We start from the raw sequence: 17,454 nt of genomic DNA, 5'->3' as shown, positions 1-17,454 counted from the left end.
CTAATAATGAAGCGTTATATTTTTCTTACGTGCCTAATCTTTGGCCTGTTTCTCATTTCTTGTCAAAAAAATAGTAAATCAGAAACCGATACTTCTGTTGGTAACTATAAAGCACCTGAAACTATTCCGTTAAAATTTACAGAGCCAGAGCCGTTTGAATGGAAAACCATTACCAATGACACTTTAACAACCCCAGTATCGTATTCTTTAAACGTTGACGCCTTACCTAGTAAACCGTTTGAATTGAACCAATTCAAACCCTTGAAAACTCCAATGAAAGAATTCGATTTGGATTGGGACAATGTACCTTCACAAGAATTAAAGCTAGATTCTGTACCCTTTACCGTAACAAAATCGACCATTAAAAAGCCTACCATCACTAAAATGAAGGCCCCGGCTATTATGGAAGGCACAAACACTAACCTGCTACAACTCTCTGTAAATGAAGGTTTAATAACCAACGAAATAGCCTCAATAATAGAAACGGAAGACGGGGATATTTGGATAGGCTCCACCTCCACATTATCAACAGCGTCTACCTTAACACGCTATGATGGTGAAAATGCCTTTACCTATGATTATCCACGAGTTGTTGATATGACTTTTGACCAATTAGGGAGACTTTGGTTAGTAACTGTATTCAACGACATTCATGTGTTAGATTTTGAAAAAGATATAGCCTACAAAATAAAACCTTCTGTTGCAGAATTTATAGGCGTAGATATAGCATGTGACCATAATGGAACAATGTACATTGCTTCTTACACAGGTGGATTTTATACCATAGATGCAACGATGAAAAATTTACAAAAATTGGAAAATGTAAGTACTTCCTCGTTCTCAATTTTAGAGGACCGTGAAAATAATTTATGGTTTGGGTTTATAGACGGATTGGTTGTATTAAACCAGGAACGAACCTCCTTTAAAAAAATACCCAGCACTCCCAATTTTAATTCTAGCTTCATGGTTTTTGATATAAAAGAGGATAAAATGGGTGCTATATGGATATGTCAAATGGATACTAAACCAGAGCGTTTACAAGATGCGGCGTCTGAAGTATTGCGAATATCATTAAAAGACCAAAAAATAAAGATACTTTCTGAAGAAAATGGATTCAACTTACCAGGCCATAGAATAGAAGAAGATAATCATGGCAATTTTTGGATTGCAGGTGAAGATAAAATGTTTGTTTTACAGCGTGACCTAAAGCAATCTAAAACCATAGCAATGAACAGCACCATGATTGGTGGACCAACAAGAACTGGTTTTTTGAAAAGAAAAGATGGATCCTTATGGATGGGTACTTTAGATAAAGGTTTGGTTATAGCAAATGAATACACCCTTCATACAGAATATTTAAGTACAGCTAATGGATTATTAAATAATGAAGTTTGGGAAATAGAAGAAAACTCAAGAGGAGAGCTATGGGTGGGAGTAAGAGGCGGTATTACGATTATTGACCCACAACTGAATACCATAAAAAAAATAACTAAGGAGCACATAAAAGGTATAGATATTAATTCGATTAATTATATAAAAGAAATTTCTAAAGATATTTATTTTATACAAAATGGGTATGGTTTTATCATTTTTGACAGACAACAAAATAAAATAACCCAATATGCTGGTAATGAAAATTTAAACTTAAGAGTTTCCGGATTTGCAGCATTAAACGAACATCAGTTTATGATATACAATTCAACAGGTTTGTATACATATGATATAGAAAATAATAGCATAAAAAAATTGATCTCTAAAACAGATCCTAATATATTACAAACCTTGTTTGCTATTAAAATAGTTTATGATGGTTCAGAAATACTTTGGGTTCCAACGCAAAATAAAGGTTTAGCAAAAGTGAATCTAAAGAACAATACCATTAGCTATTTAGGAACAAAAGAGGGTCTCTGTGATAATAACGTGGGTGTAGTCAACTTTTCAGAGGAAGGCGAATTATGGGTAACAACGCTTAACGGTATTGCTGTTCTAAATTTTGAAGAAAAAACACTTACCAATTTACAAGAAGAAAACGGATTGGTACCTGACGAAATGTATGATATCGTTGAAAAAGACGATAAAATGTATGCCGCAAGTGCAAATGGGCTAATTCCAATTGAAAAATCGTCTGTAAAAACGACTGACACCGGATTTTACAACTATAATGGGGGCTTTGGTTTTAAAGCCAATGATTATTTATCAGGCTCTAGTAAATTTCTGAAAAATGGACAGTTTTGGGCAGGTGTTGTTGATCTCGCAAATGTATACAAGCTCGTAGTAATGAACAGTGTCCCAAAACCAGATAGTACCTTAAGTACGGTTCATATTAATAATATGTTCGTGTTAGATGAGAATCTAAAGTTTGACCGTAAAGCGGATAATGACTCTCTTTCTAAAGAATCTTCATCCTATTCCAACGTAAAAAATATGAAATGGGATTCTATTAAAAAGCCCTATAGTATTCCTATTGGCCTGGTGCTACCCTTTAACAAAAACAGTTTAAGTTTTAGTTATTCCAGCGGAGATGTTTTTAATAGAAACCAACTTAGCTATCGCTTTATTTTGGATGGCGAAGATTTAGATTGGACCTATGCCGAAAACGCAACAAAAACGAAAAATTACTATAATTTAGAGCCTGGTGAATATACATTTAAAGTAGCTTCCAGAAGTTTTAATAAGCAATGGTCTACACCAGATGTAATGACATTTCGTATTAGTCCGCCTTGGTGGCAAACCTGGTGGGCCTATCTTATTTTTGGACTAATAGCTGCAAGTATTTTAAGAGTCTACATTGCTTTTAGGGCTAAAAAATTAAAGAGAGAAAATAAATTTTTAGAAGAAAAAGTTAAAGAACGAACCAATGAACTAGAAGCTTCTATTGAAGATCTAAAAGCGACACAATCGCAACTGATTCAATCAGAAAAAATGGCAAGTTTAGGTGAACTAACGGCGGGTATTGCCCATGAAATTCAAAACCCATTAAACTTCGTCAATAATTTTTCTGAGATTAATGTAGAACTGATTGATGAAATGCAAGAAGAGTTAAAAGCGGGTAATCCAGAAGAAGCTATTGAGATTTCTAATGATATTAAAGAAAATCAGAAAAAAATAAACCATCATGGTAAGCGTGCAGATTCGATTGTAAAAGGAATGTTAAAGCACAGTCGCAATACCAGTGGAGAAAAAGAACCAACGAATATCAATGCTATTGCCGACGAATATTTACGACTGGCATATCACGGACTGCGTGCTAAAGACAAATCTTTTAATGCTACTTTAAATACAGATTTTGACGAGTCTATTGGTTTAATTAATGTAGCAGGTCAAGATATGGGGAGAGTAATTTTAAATTTAATTACCAATGCATTACATGCCATCTCCCCCAATTCCAAAATGCCTGAGAAAACGGTGAAAGATCCAACGATTTGGATAAGCACAAAAAAAGTAGGAGATCAAGTTATCATAAAAATAAAAGATAATGGTTCAGGAATTCCTAAGGAAATCGTAGATAAAATTTTTCAACCCTTTTTTACTACCAAACCCTCAGGACAAGGAACGGGATTAGGGCTGTCTATGAGCTACGATATTGTAAGATCGCATGGTGGCGATCTGAAGGTTGAAAGCCAAGAAGGCGAAGGAACCACCTTTACCATTAGTATTCCAAAATAAAGAACACAGATTAAAGGGATTAATGGATTACACAGTTTACATATAGAATTTATGAATCATGAATTAAAATACAAAAACATAACCGAAAAGATAATTGGTGCTTCATTTGAAGTTCATAAATTCTTTGGCAATGGTTTTCAGGAGGTAATTTACCAAAGAGCATTGGCATGGGAATTTGAACAAGCAGATCTGTCATTTAAAAGAGAAATTGAACAAAAAATATATTATAAAAATTTAGCGAAACCTATTGGAAAAAGAAGAGCCGATTTTGTAGTGGAAGAAAAAGTACTGGTTGAATTAAAAGCAGTTATCGAATTACAAGATGCACATTTGGCACAGGTTTTAAACTACCTAAAGGCCTACAAACTCGAAGTTGGTTTATTAATCAATTTTGGATCGAAAAGTTTAACATTTAAAAGATATGTATTGTAGTTAGTGAAATCTAACAATACATTTAATCAGTAATAATAAATCTGAGAAATCAATTTAATCAAATAATAATCAATGATAAAACCCCTTTAAATTATGAAAATATTAGTAGTTGACGATGAGCACGATGTTAAGACCTTATTTCAACAACGTTTTAGAAAAGAAATTCGCAAGGGAGAACTCGAGTTCGTCTTTGCCTTTTCTGGAGAAGAAGCCTTAACTGTATTAGAGAGTATGAAACAGGAAGCCGTTTTAATTCTTTCAGATATTAATATGCCTGGTATGAGCGGACTTGAACTGTTAAAAAAAATTAAAAAGGAATATCTAGCACCGCCTCCAGTAGTAATGATGATTACCGCTTATGGTGATGAAGAAAACTTTAACACCGCCAAAAGTTTAGGAGCAGACGACTTTTTAACCAAACCAGTTGATTTTAAATTATTAAAAGATAAACTAATAAATAATATCTAATGGCAAAAATACTAGTAGTAGACGATGAGCCGGATTTAGAAACACTAATTAAGCAAAAATTCCGTAAACAGATTCGGCAAAAAGAGTACGAATTTCTATTTGCAATCAATGGTAAAGATGCCCTTGAAAAATTGATTGCGGAGCCTGATACAGATATCGTATTGAGCGATATTAACATGCCCGAAATGGATGGCTTAACTTTATTGACCAAATTGAGTGAATCTAGTCCACTCATTAAATCGGTTATTGTTTCTGCATATGGAGATATGGATAACATACGTGTTGCCATGAACCGAGGTGCTTTCGATTTTATTACCAAGCCTATTAATTTTGAAGACCTTACGCTGACTATGGAGAAAACCATAAAACACGCGAAACACATCAAAGAAACCCTTCAGGCTATTAAAGAAAACAACATCTTAAAAATGTATGTTGACGAAAATGTGCTTAATTTTATGGGAAGCCGTGAGTATGAAAACACGATTATGGCTAATGAAACTATAGAAGCTACCGTCGTTTTTATAGATATATGTGGGTTTACAAAAATTAGTGAACATGCTCCTGCAGATACCGTAGTTACCATGATTAATTCTTATTTCGACGAGATGGTTAAAGAAATAATGAATCAAGAAGGGTATATCGATAAATTTATTGGCGATGCTATTATGGCTGTATTTAGAGGTGAATATCATTTAGATAGAGCTATTGATGCTGCATTAGCGGTACGAAATAAAATAAATAATTTACCTGAAATGGGAGATACCATTAAGTTTAAACCTAAAGTATCTATTGGTATTAAAAGTGGGGAGATGATTTCTGGTAATATAGGCTCCGTAAGTTTAAAAAGATTAGATTATACAGTTATCGGAGATACTGTTAATACCGCCGCTCGTTTGCAAGATGCCGCCAAGGAAAATCAAATAATTATTTGTGAAACCTGTCACGAGCACATTAAAGAGTCATTTGTTTGTAAATCATTAGGCAGTATTACTGTGAAAAACAAATCGGAAGCAATAACTATTTATGAAGTATTGGAATAAAATAAATGTAAGGTTTAAGGCATAAAAATAAAGTAGTCCAAACGCGAGGTATCGCAATTGAAATAAAAACAATTTAGGAATATGGAAATACCGGAAGCACAGCAAAACCCACCCCAAATTAAAAACAAACATACAGATGATTTAGTAGATCATTATTGGGGAAGCATCAATTATATTTTTAATTTAATTAAGGCCTCCGAAATTAAGGCAGGTCTAATTCTTTCATTCTATGGAATTTTATTCAATTTTATCTACAAAAGCTTCGCAAGTGTCTCAGGTACAGATTCGTACCACACCTTTCTTTATATTCTCTTAGGCCTTTGGCTTATATGTACTATTATTTCGGTGTACTTCTGTATTCGATGCTTTATGCCAAGAATTGAAACGAAGTTTGATAAAAATATTTTCTTTTTTGGTGATGTAATTACCAAATTTGGTGACATTAAACAATTCTCGAAATTGTTTCATGAAATTAGCAAGGATGAAGACCGATTGTTTGATCAATTAGGACAACAAGTCTATATCAATTCAAAAATTGCTGCCTTAAAATTTAAAAATGTAAATAGAGCATTACGGTTTTTAGCCTTAGGATTGGTATTTCTATTCATTATTATTACTTACTACGCTATCGTATTTTCATAATGCTTCCTAAAATCATAAATTCTAATCGTGATTTTGTGTTCTGAATTTAACTACTTTTGCAGTGATGGTAAAAGAAATACAGCTCCGGGTAAAGTTAAAAGAAGAAAAAATAGCAGACATTCTTAAAATTAAGGCTGCTCAACAATTAGCAACTGCAGTTAAGCATATTGAAAGTGTCAAAATTTTAAGAAAATCTATTGATGCTCGTAAGCCCACAATTATCACCAACTATAAGGTTGCTGTGTATATCAATGAACCTGCACCTGAGCCTACTATTAAAGCGTTTCATTATAAAGATGTTGCCAATGCAAAGCCCATTCACATAATCGGATTCGGTCCCGCCGGTATGTTTGCCGCCTTACGCTGTATTGAATTAGGTTATAAACCTATTGTTTTAGAACGAGGTAAAAAAGTACAAGAACGAAGACGCGATTTAAAAGCCATCAATCAAGACCATTTTGTAGATGAAGATTCAAATTACTGTTTTGGTGAAGGTGGTGCTGGTACCTATTCTGATGGTAAATTATACACCCGAAGTTTAAAACGTGGAAATGTAAGACGCATATTTGAACAATTTGTATTTCATGGAGCTACAGAGCAAATTCTTATTGATGCACATCCGCATATAGGTACAAACAAACTACCTAAAATAGTAGAAAATATTAGAGAGGTCATTTTAAAACATGGTGGAGAAATTCATTTTGAAAGTCGCGTTGTTGATTTTGTCATTAAAAACAACAGCCTAAAAGCCATTCGCCTACAGAATGATATTGAAATGGATACCCAAGCTGTTATTTTGGCCACAGGGCATTCTGCTAGAGATATTTACTATTTATTACATAAAAAAGATATTGCCATAGAAGCCAAATCATTTGCTATGGGGGTTCGTGTAGAGCATCCACAACATATTATTGATTCTATTCAATACCATTGCGAAGGTAAAAGAGATGAACTTTTACCAGCCGCACCTTATAGTTTAGTGCATCAGGTAAAAGACCGTGGTGTGTATTCTTTTTGTATGTGTCCGGGTGGCTTTATTGTACCTGCAGCAACCGCCATGGGCGAAGTTGTAGTCAACGGCATGTCTCCTTCAAAACGAAATAATGAATTTGCAAACTCAGGTATTGTTGTAGAAATTGATGTAGAGAAAGACATTTCAAATTTTAATCAGTTTGGCCAATTAAAAGGCTTAGAGTTTCAAAAAAGTTTAGAAAAGTTAGCATTTAATGCAGGAGGTAAGACACAAACGGCACCCGCACAACGATTGACCGATTTTGTAACGGGCAAATTATCTTCAGATTTAAATTCAACGTCTTATCAACCAGGATTAAAATCAGCGACGTTACATTCACTATTACCTAAAATTATAGGTAGTAGATTACGTACGGGATTTAAAGTTTTTGGCGAAAAAATGAAAGGTTTTTATACCGAAGAAGCTAATGTTGTAGGTGTAGAATCTAGAACGTCTTCTCCTGTTAAAATTCCTAGAAACGAAAATTTAGAGCATCCACAAATAGAGGGCTTATTTCCTTGTGGTGAAGGTGGTGGTTATGCTGGTGGAATTGTTTCTGCAGCTATGGATGGCGAACGTTGTGTTGAAGCGGCAATACAGTCTTTTCAAGAACGGAAGTAAGGTGTTCCGTCATTTTTTACAATTCTTTTTAAACTAACAACCATTTTTCCTTTTGGATTCTTTGGTCAATTTTCCATTTACAATCGAGTAATACTGCAGCAGTATTTATTAGATTGTTTTGATAAATTGAATCAAATAAACAATAAAAATACTAATGGCGAGGCCAATACTTACTTTTGCGAAATCTTTAGCAATGAGTTTATAAGAAGTTTTTAATTTCCCTTTATTTAGAAGGTAATTTATTGCGATTTCACGCCCAGCAAGAATACCAATAAAAGTCCAAGTTGTACTCATTGGAATTGAGTTATAGTTTCCATATACAAATAGAATTATTCCATAACACAGGTCTATTATAGTAGCAGAACGGATGTTTCTAGTATTTACTTTCTGATTCACCATCTCTTGAATTTTACCGCCTCTATTTTTAAAAATATAGGCCATAATGGTCAAGATTACAACTAAAGAACCAAGCAACTCCACTAGTGATAGTTTCCTTGGTAGAAAAACATAAATATTAGCAAAATCCTGAATGAGCCATTGCGACCATAAAAATGCCGTTGAACCCCATTGAGCAATTATCCAAAATCGCTTTTGATTGGTTTTTCTAAGCTTGTCAATAGAGCTTTTCGATTCAAATCTCTGGGCAATTAATAAATACAGTACAAAGGCTGTAATGACCGAAATACCATAACCATAAACGGATTTTAGCATCATTTTTTCGATAATCTGTTGGCTCGAAAAAACACTGAGAATCATAAATGTAGTACTCACCGGTATTCCAAACCGTGTTATTACCAATAAGGTAATAGGAGCTAATAAATGCCACCACATTAACGTTTCTGGAAGGGAGACTTGATCTAAGCGTTGGTAAGATACATCTCCTCCGTAACTATACCACCCATAAATTAAAGTTGCTGATAAAATGGTAGACGCAAATGCCCATAGATATAACCAATGTGTTTTGCTATTAGAAGAGAGAAAGGTACCTAATGTTTGAATAACGTCATTTCCAATTACGGCATAAGCCGCAAGTAAAAAACCAGTATAAAGTATAAATAATTCCATTATAAATTCAAAGTTGAGTTTGGCATGCTTATTTGTACTCAAATATGATTTCAGATTCAATCATTTTTCACTGAAATCAACTATTTCTTATTTATTATTTCAAAGAATAAAGATACATGGAAACTCAATTACTTATTTATTTTTAAGTGTTTATTTACAATATGTAGAGCGTGTTTTATCGTATTATGGTTTGACTGCCTTTTAAATGATTTTTCTATTTTCTGAGACATTGTGTGCAACTGAAACGTAGCTCATCCCCTATTCCCTATTTTGAATACGCCCCTGAAGAATAGGTCAATTCATAACTATGGGTATAGATTTCAAAAACAATTCCGAATGGGTCTTCAACATAGCACATTTTAAAGGGCTTATCTTTTGGATAGTATGCTCTAATTGGCATTCTTTGTTTACCTCCATATGAAACAATTTTATCAATGAGCTCTTCAATGTTTGGATCTTGAACACAAAAATGAAAAAGACCTGTGTTAAAAGGATTAAATTCAGGTGCTTCTTTTATTCCATTTGGAAAGGAAAATAATTCAATACCAATACCATCTGACGTTGCTAAATGAGCAATTTCAAATTCAGTCCAGTCCTCTCCGAAAACATCAATACACATTTGACCAATTGCTGTTTCTTTTTCTTTTGTAACCTTAGATGGTTCCATAATTATATACCATCCCATTACTTCTGAATAGAATTTTACTGCTTTATGTATATCGGGAACAGTAATTCCAATATGTGAAAAAGATTTTGGATAATTTTTAATCGTCGTCATAGAATTTAATTTAGATTGCGAAATTAATTTATATTTGCCATATGAGCAATAACTTACCCAAAAGTGGCATAGTTACTAAATAGTGTAAAATACGGAATATCAGAATATTAAATCGATAATTTTGAATAAAAAAATAAGTTGCCCTTTAAATTACACCATGCATTTAATTGGAACCAAATGGAAACCTTTAATTCTATTTCATTTGTTAGAAGGTGCACAGCGATCTGGCATATTGCAAAAGAAAATTATAGGTATTTCAAATAAAATGTTTACTCAAACTGTAAGAGAGTTAGAAAAAGATGGGCTTATTTCTAGGAAAATTTTCCCTGTAGTTCCTCCTAGAGTGGAGTACAAATTAAGTACGAGAGGAAAATCACTTGAAAAAATCCTTAGAAGTTTAGATAGCTGGGGAGCAAATGATTGTCAAAATTAAGTACTTGTTTTAATTCTAGATGTATATAAAGTCTATCCTCGATATCCACTGTTTTATCGAATTGAAATGCCTGCTATAATTCCATAATCAGTAATTTCAAGTGTTGAAAAAGCTGTGGAATCTGGAAGTCCTTCTAGCCTACTCCAACTATTCCCGTTATTCCTTGATCGGTATATTCCTATCCATTGTGCAGAAAAAATAGTAGTACCTATCTATAATGGTTTTTGTTTTCGCTTCAATTTTTGGTCTTTTAACGGAATCAATTTTTGCGAGGGGTAGCTATCGTTTACTTCGGGGTGTTTGGTTACATCCATACGAAGTAAAGAAAAGTATGAAAATGAAAATTTTATAAATTGTTTGTTGGTTCATATTGTTTTCATTTACTTAAAGGATAAAAATAATGATCCTAGAAAATAGTTACCATGTTAAACAACTAATGTAGTTCATTTAAATAATAGCGTCAATGCTAAAAAATACTAAAATTATTTTTTAATTGACCAGCCTAATTATTGTTAAAAAAGTCTATCAAATTTAAATGTCGTTATATAATAAAGCATTCCTGTTGTAGCCAACAAATGAATTGCAAAGCCAATATAATTGATAACTTTTACATATGTTTTTTTGTAAAACCCCTTAATGGCGTAAAGAGCAACTATTAAAATACAAGCTTCCATCCCTATTCCAAACAATGCTCTCAACTCGAAGTTATGTTGTTTTATATTCATGCTATTTAGTATCCAAAAAATAAATATACCTATCACAATTACAGCATTTAAATACGGTATTATTAAAGTTGTTTTTCGCTTTTTATACACGATAGTAATGGCTACCAAATGGCTTATCAAGATAATAAGCAGTGCTGTAATAACATATATATCATTCATAGGTATTCATCGGTATGTTCGTTTTTCTGTGATAATAGGTAACGTATGTGTATTTATTTGGTTGCTTGGTTCAGCAACTAATTTAGTTAATATAAACCAAACGCTAAGCAAATTAGGCCTTTCATACCTGCTTGTGGAGGATTTTACAAGTAGGCTCGTGCCATGCAATCAATTTTACATGATGTTACCAAACGTTTTCATCTACGCTTTAATTTTTTAGAGGCGTATTCATCCAGTAATCTGAAAGATTCTTAAAGGGAGCAATAGGTTGGTTTTTAAAAATGGGTTCAGTCTTAAGCATATACAAAGTGTCCAATGGTTTTTCAGCATTTACTTTAAGTTCTTGAACAAAAAACTCTCTATATTGATTATAACTTCCATATTCTTGTTGGTGCATTACATTGCCATAAATGTCCTTTATGTTTTTGGTTTTTACCATTACATCTTCATAGACAGATTCGCTTGATGATTGCATTTTTATAGAGTCAAAAACCATTTCTTTATTCAGATATAATAACACTATATTATTTTTAACTTCAATACGATCAATTTTTAATTTTTTATCGTTATAAGATATTTTATAATTTCCTTTCTTCATGGCATCTTTTAATAATGGCGTATTATTAAAAGCTAGTTCAATACTATTATAAGTAAGTTTTTTACGGTTTGTATAATTGATTTTCGCATCAAGTGGAAAAAATTTTGGAGGTTGTAAGCTTTCAAATGAATTCTTAAAAGAAATATAATTAGGATACATTATTCCTTTATGTAATTGATATTCTAATGTGATATCATAAAGTAATTTTTCAAGATTTTTATCCTTTGTTTTTGATAGGTTAGAATCTGTTTGTAATTTCTTTCGAGATCCTACTGATTTTTTCTTATCATAAACCGCATATTGTATTTTGTAAATTTTAAAATCACTTTTGCTAATAAAAATTTTACCCGAAACACTAATGTTGCCTAACGTTTTATAAATATCTATGGAATAAAGAGGGATGTTATCAATAAAGGTATCAGGTAGTAGATTAAATTCATGATTTATAACAAAGTTTACATCTAAACGATTTACAAAATCATAACTATTTAAATTATAGTTGCGAAGAGCATCACTTAATCTAAGAATAGTGAACTCATTACCTCCTGGTGCACTTATAGTGGCATTAGAAATGACTTTCCTTCTGTTCGAATAATCATAAGGCTTGGCAGCAATGGTATCAGTTGGAAAGAATGGGTTGTTTTTATACTGATATATTCTTGTTTTAGTTTCATTTAAATCGTTAACACCAAAGCCAGAATCAAAAACTTGCATCAAAGCTTCATTTAGATTTAAATACTTCCCTTCTTTCATTTGATAATCTCTATAATAGCCCACGTAGGAAAATGGAATGAAAGGATAATTTTCAGGAATTTTATCTAATGCAATTTGAACAATTTCTTTCGCACTACTTCTTTTCTTATAAGATATTAGCACTACTTCATCTAATCTTTCTATTATTTCAATTAAAGTAATTGGATTAATTAAGTTCTTATCGAGGCTTAGTAATGGTATTTCCTTTGAGGAATATCCGATTGAAGATATTACCAAAGTGTCTCCTGATTTTTGAAATTTAGAAGGTACTTTAAATCCTCCATCTATGTTCGATATTAATCCTTTAGCTTTATTTTTAATTAGTATGGTTGCAAAGGGTATGGGAGTTTTATCTACAGAATTCATTAATTTACCGTAAATAAATTCAGCTTCTTGACCTTCAATTTTATTGGATTGAATTAAAAAGATTAATAAAAAAAATAAGCCTAATTTATTAGAAATTGAGTACATCAAATGTTATGTCTTATCTTGATTATCCAAATGTTGAGTAATGGTCTTGTATTTTGTATGCTTCACTCATGTGTTGGATAGTTTAAGCACCTAATTTAATAAATAAAAACCTGATTTTTATGCGAAAAGTAAACTGAAATAGATTGTTTTGTAATTTGACTTATAATGACCTTTTTTTACAACCGTTGTTTTTAAAAGGTACTAATTATTATGTAATGTTTCAAAAACAATTTTCCAAGAATCATTAGATTGTCTTTTCCAAGCAATAATATAAGTACCTACATTTTTAATAGTATCGTTCGTTTTTTTATTTATAAAAATTTCGTTGAAACTATTGTGAGAAATTGCCATATCTTCCGAAACGATAACTGAAGGTTCTCCACGACTAATTAATTTTACATCGTATTTATCGTAAATACGTTTCCATTGTGACTTTAATGAATCTTTAGTGATTATCTCTATTGGAGTTTCTGGATAAACACCAGTAAATTTATCTTCGTAAAAATTTATCCAGTCATAATAAAATTTTGTATACACCTTATAAAGACTATCAACTTGGGCCTTAATCAATGCTTCTAGCTCCTCATTAGACGTTTTAACCTCTTTTTTTATACTTACTTTGGTTTGACAATTGATAAATAAAAAGAGACTCAATAAAAAGAATAGGCTATTCAATTTTCCGAAAAGTTTAAAATGATTATTTTTCATATCTATATAGTTAAGATTACAGACCTCGGTAGGGTCTTTGAATAATTTTCAATACTTATTTTCTGTTGTTTGCATTTTATATTTTTGTTTTTTTCTAAAATAATGGGATCCTTTTTCATTAGATTTCGATTCCCTATTCAGCGTTTTAAAGATTAAGAATTCGATATTCAGCTTGCTTATTTTGCTGGAAATGTCATATCAAATTTATCGTAAAAACTAATGCGTACTGTTCATTTTTATATTCTTTTTACTTCACAATTATAGCAGCCAGGACTCGCATTATGAATATGAATGTATTCTATTTCGTCATTATCAAATACTTTTTCAATAATTTCTTTCGTTTTGTCTCCTTTTTCTGTTATAGCAGATTTCATAATTCCGTTTTTATCATACCCTCGAAATGAGAGTAATCTATGATTCAACATTTTTGGAATTTCATTTTTAGCTAATTTTTTAGTTTTTATATTTCTACGAATAAATATGGGTCCTTTCGCTTGATATGGACCGATGGTATTATGAAAATCATAGGGAATTAGTATAATTTCTTCTCCTATTGCTGCGTCTTCTAAACTAACTCTACAAGGAAAACCCGGATTTTCATCAACAGTCATTCTTTTTCCACCGATTTTTTCAAGTTCAAAATCGGATAATTCGAAAAGTTGACTAAACTTTTTGTCATCAAGAGCATATATTCTAAAACTCATATTTTCGTTTTTTTTAAATGTTGTACAACTTGCTTGTTTCTAATTAGTTGTATTGTTTCAGCAACTAATTTAGTAAATAAAACCTAAAAAACCCGAAAGTCATGGAACGCTAGTCCGACAATTATAGACTCTTAAGTAGTCTAAAACCAAGTAATTGAGTATAACCCTACTTTTATGGACCACTGTTATTTATAATTCCAATTATTCAAGATATTAGCTATTTCTTTCCCAACTTCTTTTTCCAAACGAGTTTTTAGTTCCGTGTCAGAAAGCTTATCCGTTTTGCTCAAATCTGTTTCAATTAAAAAGTTTCGAAGTTTCGTTACAATACCATCGCCTTTTAAATCTAGTATTGATTTAGCATTTTTATAGAATTGCATTTGAAACCATTCGTAGTTTTGTGGTGATAATTTTTGAACATATTTTTCTTCAAAATCCTTGAGTGTTTTAAATTCAGCCATTTTGTCTCCTGATTGTATTGTAAATTCAGGATAGGTATTCATTAAATCATAACAAGAATTGCACTTGTTCTTTATAAAAGCATACATACTCATTGTAGCGAATACTTCTTGAAGCCACTTTCTTTGAGGTTCAGTACCTTCTTTAAAATGATAGAGATGTGCGAGTTCGTGAATTGATAATGTCTCACGATAAAAGAGATCTAAATCTATTTTTTCTCCGTAAACAGACTTTAATTTACTTAAATATTGTACTGGTAATTGGTGAATCATTTTTTCTACTTCTATTGAAACAATCGATTTGTCCAACCCTAGAATTACATTACCGTTTCCTGCTTGAGGCAACCCTGGCGGTGGAAAATAGGCATAGGTATTCCATTCTTTGTTTTCAATAAACATAACAGCAAATTCCAAATCAGTTTGAAAAATTTTGTCAAAATAAAGTTTTGCATTATTGATGTTTTTAAGCGTCTCGGTGGTGTTCTTTATGGAATCATTTGAAACCAACGTCTTAAACGAATATTCTGTGTCCAATTCTATTAATCCGTCATGAATAGATTCGTCAATCCAAGATTCTTGTGCTTTCATTTGTGTTGTCAAAAAACATATGACAACAGCAATTAAATTTATTAACGTTTGTTTTCTCATCGTTTTTGTCTTAAAGTTTGCTTCGCTCGTGTTACGTGGTTCCGCAACTAAGTTAGTAAATAAATCGCAAATAAAACTTCTAAGTCACTGAACATGAGACGTAACACTTCGAAATTAGTAAGTACTGTAAAACCAAGCCATTTTTTTATCCTTTATTCAATTGTTTTAAAAAACGTTGTTCTTTGATGGTACCGTATATTATTAAGGCGATAACACCAAGAAGAGAAATAACACCTGAAATTAGGATGTAGGTATAGAATCCTTTGGAAAAGTATTCCTTAAAGTAAGGTAATAGCAAATAAAATCCAATGATGTAAATTGCAATACAAACAGGTGTAACCACATAATTTATGAGTAATCGAATTTTATAATACCTTTTCAGATAGGCGTAGTACGGTTTTTGAGCCATTGAAATAAGTTGTTTTTCTTTACGATATACCGTATAAAACTCTAAGACAATTCGAAATGTAAGACTAGAAATCATAAGTAAAAGTCCTAGATTAAAGGTGTTCCATTGATTGAATGCGAAATAAAAAGCATAGACCATTAAAACCACTGCGGTAACAGACATCACAATGATACTGATATATTGGCTGTTGCGTTGTTTCTTTGCTTTTGTAATTATGTCTTTAGCACTATAGGCTGAGATATCATTACCTTGACTCCCCCATAACTTATCTAAATTATCATTTTCCATTTGTAATACATTTTAAAAGTGATTTCCGAATACGACTCAATCGTGTTCGTAATGTTCCGTGTGCTAAACCTACGGTATCTGCAATAGTAGCTTGTGGTATGTTTTCTAGTTCTAATAATATCAGTGCTCTATTTTGCTCGTTTAGTTGATCAATACACTGATACATTTTTTTGATATTCTTTTCTGTTTCAACAGTAGCATCATCAGTATCATCAGCACTACTAGTTGTTAATACGTCTTCATTTATAGTCACGTTTTTTTTGGATTTACGTAAATCTCCTAAACATACATTTACGGCTATTCTATAAATCCAAGTGTCAATTGACGACTTCCCTTTAAATGAATTGCTATGTTTCCAAACCTTAATAAAAGTTTCTTGAAGCCATTCTTTTGCAAGCTCATTATTACCAGACGCATAGCCTAAGCACAATCTATGGACTTTAGAAGCATATGAATTATAAATACCGGTAAACTCTTGTTCTCTATTCATTCTTTGATGATAAAATCGTTTGTAGTTGACTTAAAAACCATTTCGGTTTGTCTAACATAATAAAATGGGCACTGTCATCAGCTACAATAAAATCATATTTTTTTAAATTTTCGTATTGACTTTTAAAAGTTTGTGTAACCATTTCTTTTCCATAAGGTTTTGATGCTGCAATTATGGTAACAGGAATCGATATCTTTTTTAAATCTTCTCGAAGGTCTAATTTAAGATAATCGGTATATCCATAAACATATGTTTTTCGGTCAGCTTCGAGTATCCAATTTTTAATTCTTTCTTGTGCTGATGCATTGGTACTCATACCTTTTGACATCGCTACTGCAACTTGTTCAAATTCTTTATCGCTCATGGCTAATTGCTGATCATTATAGGGGTTTTCATAAACCAAGTTTTCAGCATTGTAATCAGGAATCATTAATGCACCAGAAGCTGGTAGAGCATCAATCAATACAATTTTTGAAAGTTTCAAATCATCATTACTCGCAAGCCAAGTGGCAATAGTACCTCCTAAACTGTGACCAATTATAGTCGCATTTTGTAAATTATTGTTTACGATATAGTTTTTAATGGCCTCGTTTACTTTTGGCAACCAAGGAAATTCAATAGGTTCTTTTCCTCCAAAACCCGCTAACGTAACGATGTGGCATTCGTAATTCTTTTCTAACTCTTTTACTAGTGGATTCCAAATCTCTCCAGGAACGGTAAAACCAGGAATTAACACTATAGGGTTACCTTTTCCAATAACTTCTATATGGATAGGTTCATTTTCGTTGGTTGCGTAAATTGATAAAGTAAATACACAGAATACTAATAATACAATAACATTTTTCATTGTTTCTAAGTTTTGATTTCTCTTTAGATGCGGAACTCA

General features: G+C 32.0%; 17 protein-coding genes. 7 read left to right on the top strand and 10 right to left on the bottom strand.

What is annotated here, in order from left to right; genetic code table 11:
• Window positions 1–6: 6 nt before the first annotated feature.
• The 6 genes from FF125_RS21880 (at window position 7) to FF125_RS08385 (ending at window position 7,881) form a co-directional block, all read left to right on the top strand.
• Window positions 7–3,666, top strand: coding sequence for a sensor histidine kinase (locus FF125_RS21880; RefSeq protein WP_175418890.1), 3,660 nt, complete (start codon window positions 7–9; stop codon window positions 3,664–3,666).
• 51 nt (window positions 3,667–3,717) lie between these two features.
• Window positions 3,718–4,098 carry a GxxExxY protein gene (locus tag FF125_RS08405; protein WP_138949345.1) on the top strand — a complete coding sequence of 127 codons (381 nt, stop codon included), beginning with the start codon at window positions 3,718–3,720 and terminating at the stop codon, window positions 4,096–4,098.
• 93 nt (window positions 4,099–4,191) lie between these two features.
• Window positions 4,192–4,566, top strand: a complete 375-nt coding sequence (locus FF125_RS08400) for a response regulator (protein ID WP_117880298.1) — start codon at window positions 4,192–4,194, stop codon at window positions 4,564–4,566.
• Window positions 4,566–5,606 carry an adenylate/guanylate cyclase domain-containing response regulator gene (locus FF125_RS08395; RefSeq protein WP_138949343.1) on the top strand — a complete coding sequence of 347 codons (1,041 nt, stop codon included), beginning with the start codon at window positions 4,566–4,568 and terminating at the stop codon, window positions 5,604–5,606. The genes FF125_RS08400 and FF125_RS08395 overlap by 1 nt, the downstream gene beginning before the upstream one ends.
• Window positions 5,607–5,687: 81 nt before the next feature.
• A complete protein-coding gene (locus FF125_RS08390; protein ID WP_138949342.1) occupies window positions 5,688–6,248 on the top strand; it encodes a Pycsar system effector family protein in 561 nt (186 codons plus the stop codon).
• Window positions 6,249–6,312: 64 nt separating this feature from the next.
• A complete protein-coding gene (locus tag FF125_RS08385) occupies window positions 6,313–7,881 on the top strand; it encodes an NAD(P)/FAD-dependent oxidoreductase (protein WP_138949341.1) in 1,569 nt (522 codons plus the stop codon).
• Window positions 7,882–7,989: 108 nt separating this feature from the next.
• Here FF125_RS08385 and FF125_RS08380 read toward each other — a convergent pair whose 3' ends face one another.
• Together FF125_RS08380 and FF125_RS08375 are read right to left on the bottom strand one after the other, a co-directional pair.
• Window positions 7,990–8,946: a hypothetical protein gene (locus tag FF125_RS08380; RefSeq protein ID WP_138949339.1), complete on the bottom strand. Its 957-nt coding sequence runs from the start codon at window positions 8,944–8,946 to the stop codon at window positions 7,990–7,992.
• Between the two features lie 265 nt (window positions 8,947–9,211).
• Entirely contained in the window at window positions 9,212–9,724 is a 513-nt protein-coding gene (locus tag FF125_RS08375; protein ID WP_138949338.1) for a VOC family protein, read from the bottom strand.
• Between the two features lie 157 nt (window positions 9,725–9,881).
• Here FF125_RS08375 and FF125_RS08370 point away from each other — a divergent pair, with 157 nt between their 5' ends.
• Complete coding sequence (locus FF125_RS08370; RefSeq protein WP_138952472.1) at window positions 9,882–10,157, top strand: winged helix-turn-helix transcriptional regulator; 276 nt, start codon at window positions 9,882–9,884, stop codon at window positions 10,155–10,157.
• Between the two features lie 512 nt (window positions 10,158–10,669).
• Here the strand turns inward: FF125_RS08370 and FF125_RS08365 are convergent.
• From FF125_RS08365 to FF125_RS08330, 8 genes are all read right to left on the bottom strand, one after another.
• Entirely contained in the window at window positions 10,670–10,882 is a 213-nt protein-coding gene (locus tag FF125_RS08365; protein ID WP_138949336.1) for a hypothetical protein, read from the bottom strand.
• A 367-nt stretch (window positions 10,883–11,249) separates the two neighbouring features.
• Window positions 11,250–12,863, bottom strand: coding sequence for a carboxypeptidase-like regulatory domain-containing protein (locus FF125_RS08360; RefSeq protein ID WP_138949335.1), 1,614 nt, complete (start codon window positions 12,861–12,863; stop codon window positions 11,250–11,252).
• Between the two features lie 201 nt (window positions 12,864–13,064).
• Window positions 13,065–13,571: a Cif family virulence factor gene (locus FF125_RS08355; RefSeq protein WP_138949334.1), complete on the bottom strand. Its 507-nt coding sequence runs from the start codon at window positions 13,569–13,571 to the stop codon at window positions 13,065–13,067.
• Window positions 13,572–13,807: 236 nt separating this feature from the next.
• Window positions 13,808–14,275, bottom strand: a complete 468-nt coding sequence (locus FF125_RS08350; protein ID WP_138949333.1) for a DUF1203 domain-containing protein — start codon at window positions 14,273–14,275, stop codon at window positions 13,808–13,810.
• A gap of 185 nt (window positions 14,276–14,460) precedes the next feature.
• A complete protein-coding gene (locus FF125_RS08345) occupies window positions 14,461–15,381 on the bottom strand; it encodes a hypothetical protein (protein WP_138949331.1) in 921 nt (306 codons plus the stop codon).
• A 145-nt stretch (window positions 15,382–15,526) separates the two neighbouring features.
• Window positions 15,527–16,078: a hypothetical protein gene (locus FF125_RS08340; RefSeq protein WP_138949329.1), complete on the bottom strand. Its 552-nt coding sequence runs from the start codon at window positions 16,076–16,078 to the stop codon at window positions 15,527–15,529.
• The gene (locus tag FF125_RS08335; protein ID WP_138949328.1) at window positions 16,068–16,568 is read right to left on the bottom strand and encodes an RNA polymerase sigma factor; all 501 of its coding nucleotides are present in this window, start codon (window positions 16,566–16,568) and stop codon (window positions 16,068–16,070) included. The genes FF125_RS08340 and FF125_RS08335 overlap by 11 nt, the downstream gene beginning before the upstream one ends.
• Window positions 16,561–17,415, bottom strand: a complete 855-nt coding sequence (locus FF125_RS08330; protein ID WP_138949327.1) for an alpha/beta fold hydrolase — start codon at window positions 17,413–17,415, stop codon at window positions 16,561–16,563. Before FF125_RS08330 ends, FF125_RS08335 begins: the two co-directional genes overlap by 8 nt.
• Window positions 17,416–17,454: the final 39 nt, after the last annotated feature.

It is taken from the genome of Aureibaculum algae, assembly GCF_006065315.1.
GTDB lineage: Bacteria > Bacteroidota > Bacteroidia > Flavobacteriales > Flavobacteriaceae > Aureibaculum > Aureibaculum algae.
This window is presented reverse-complemented; position numbering and strand designations above follow the sequence as displayed.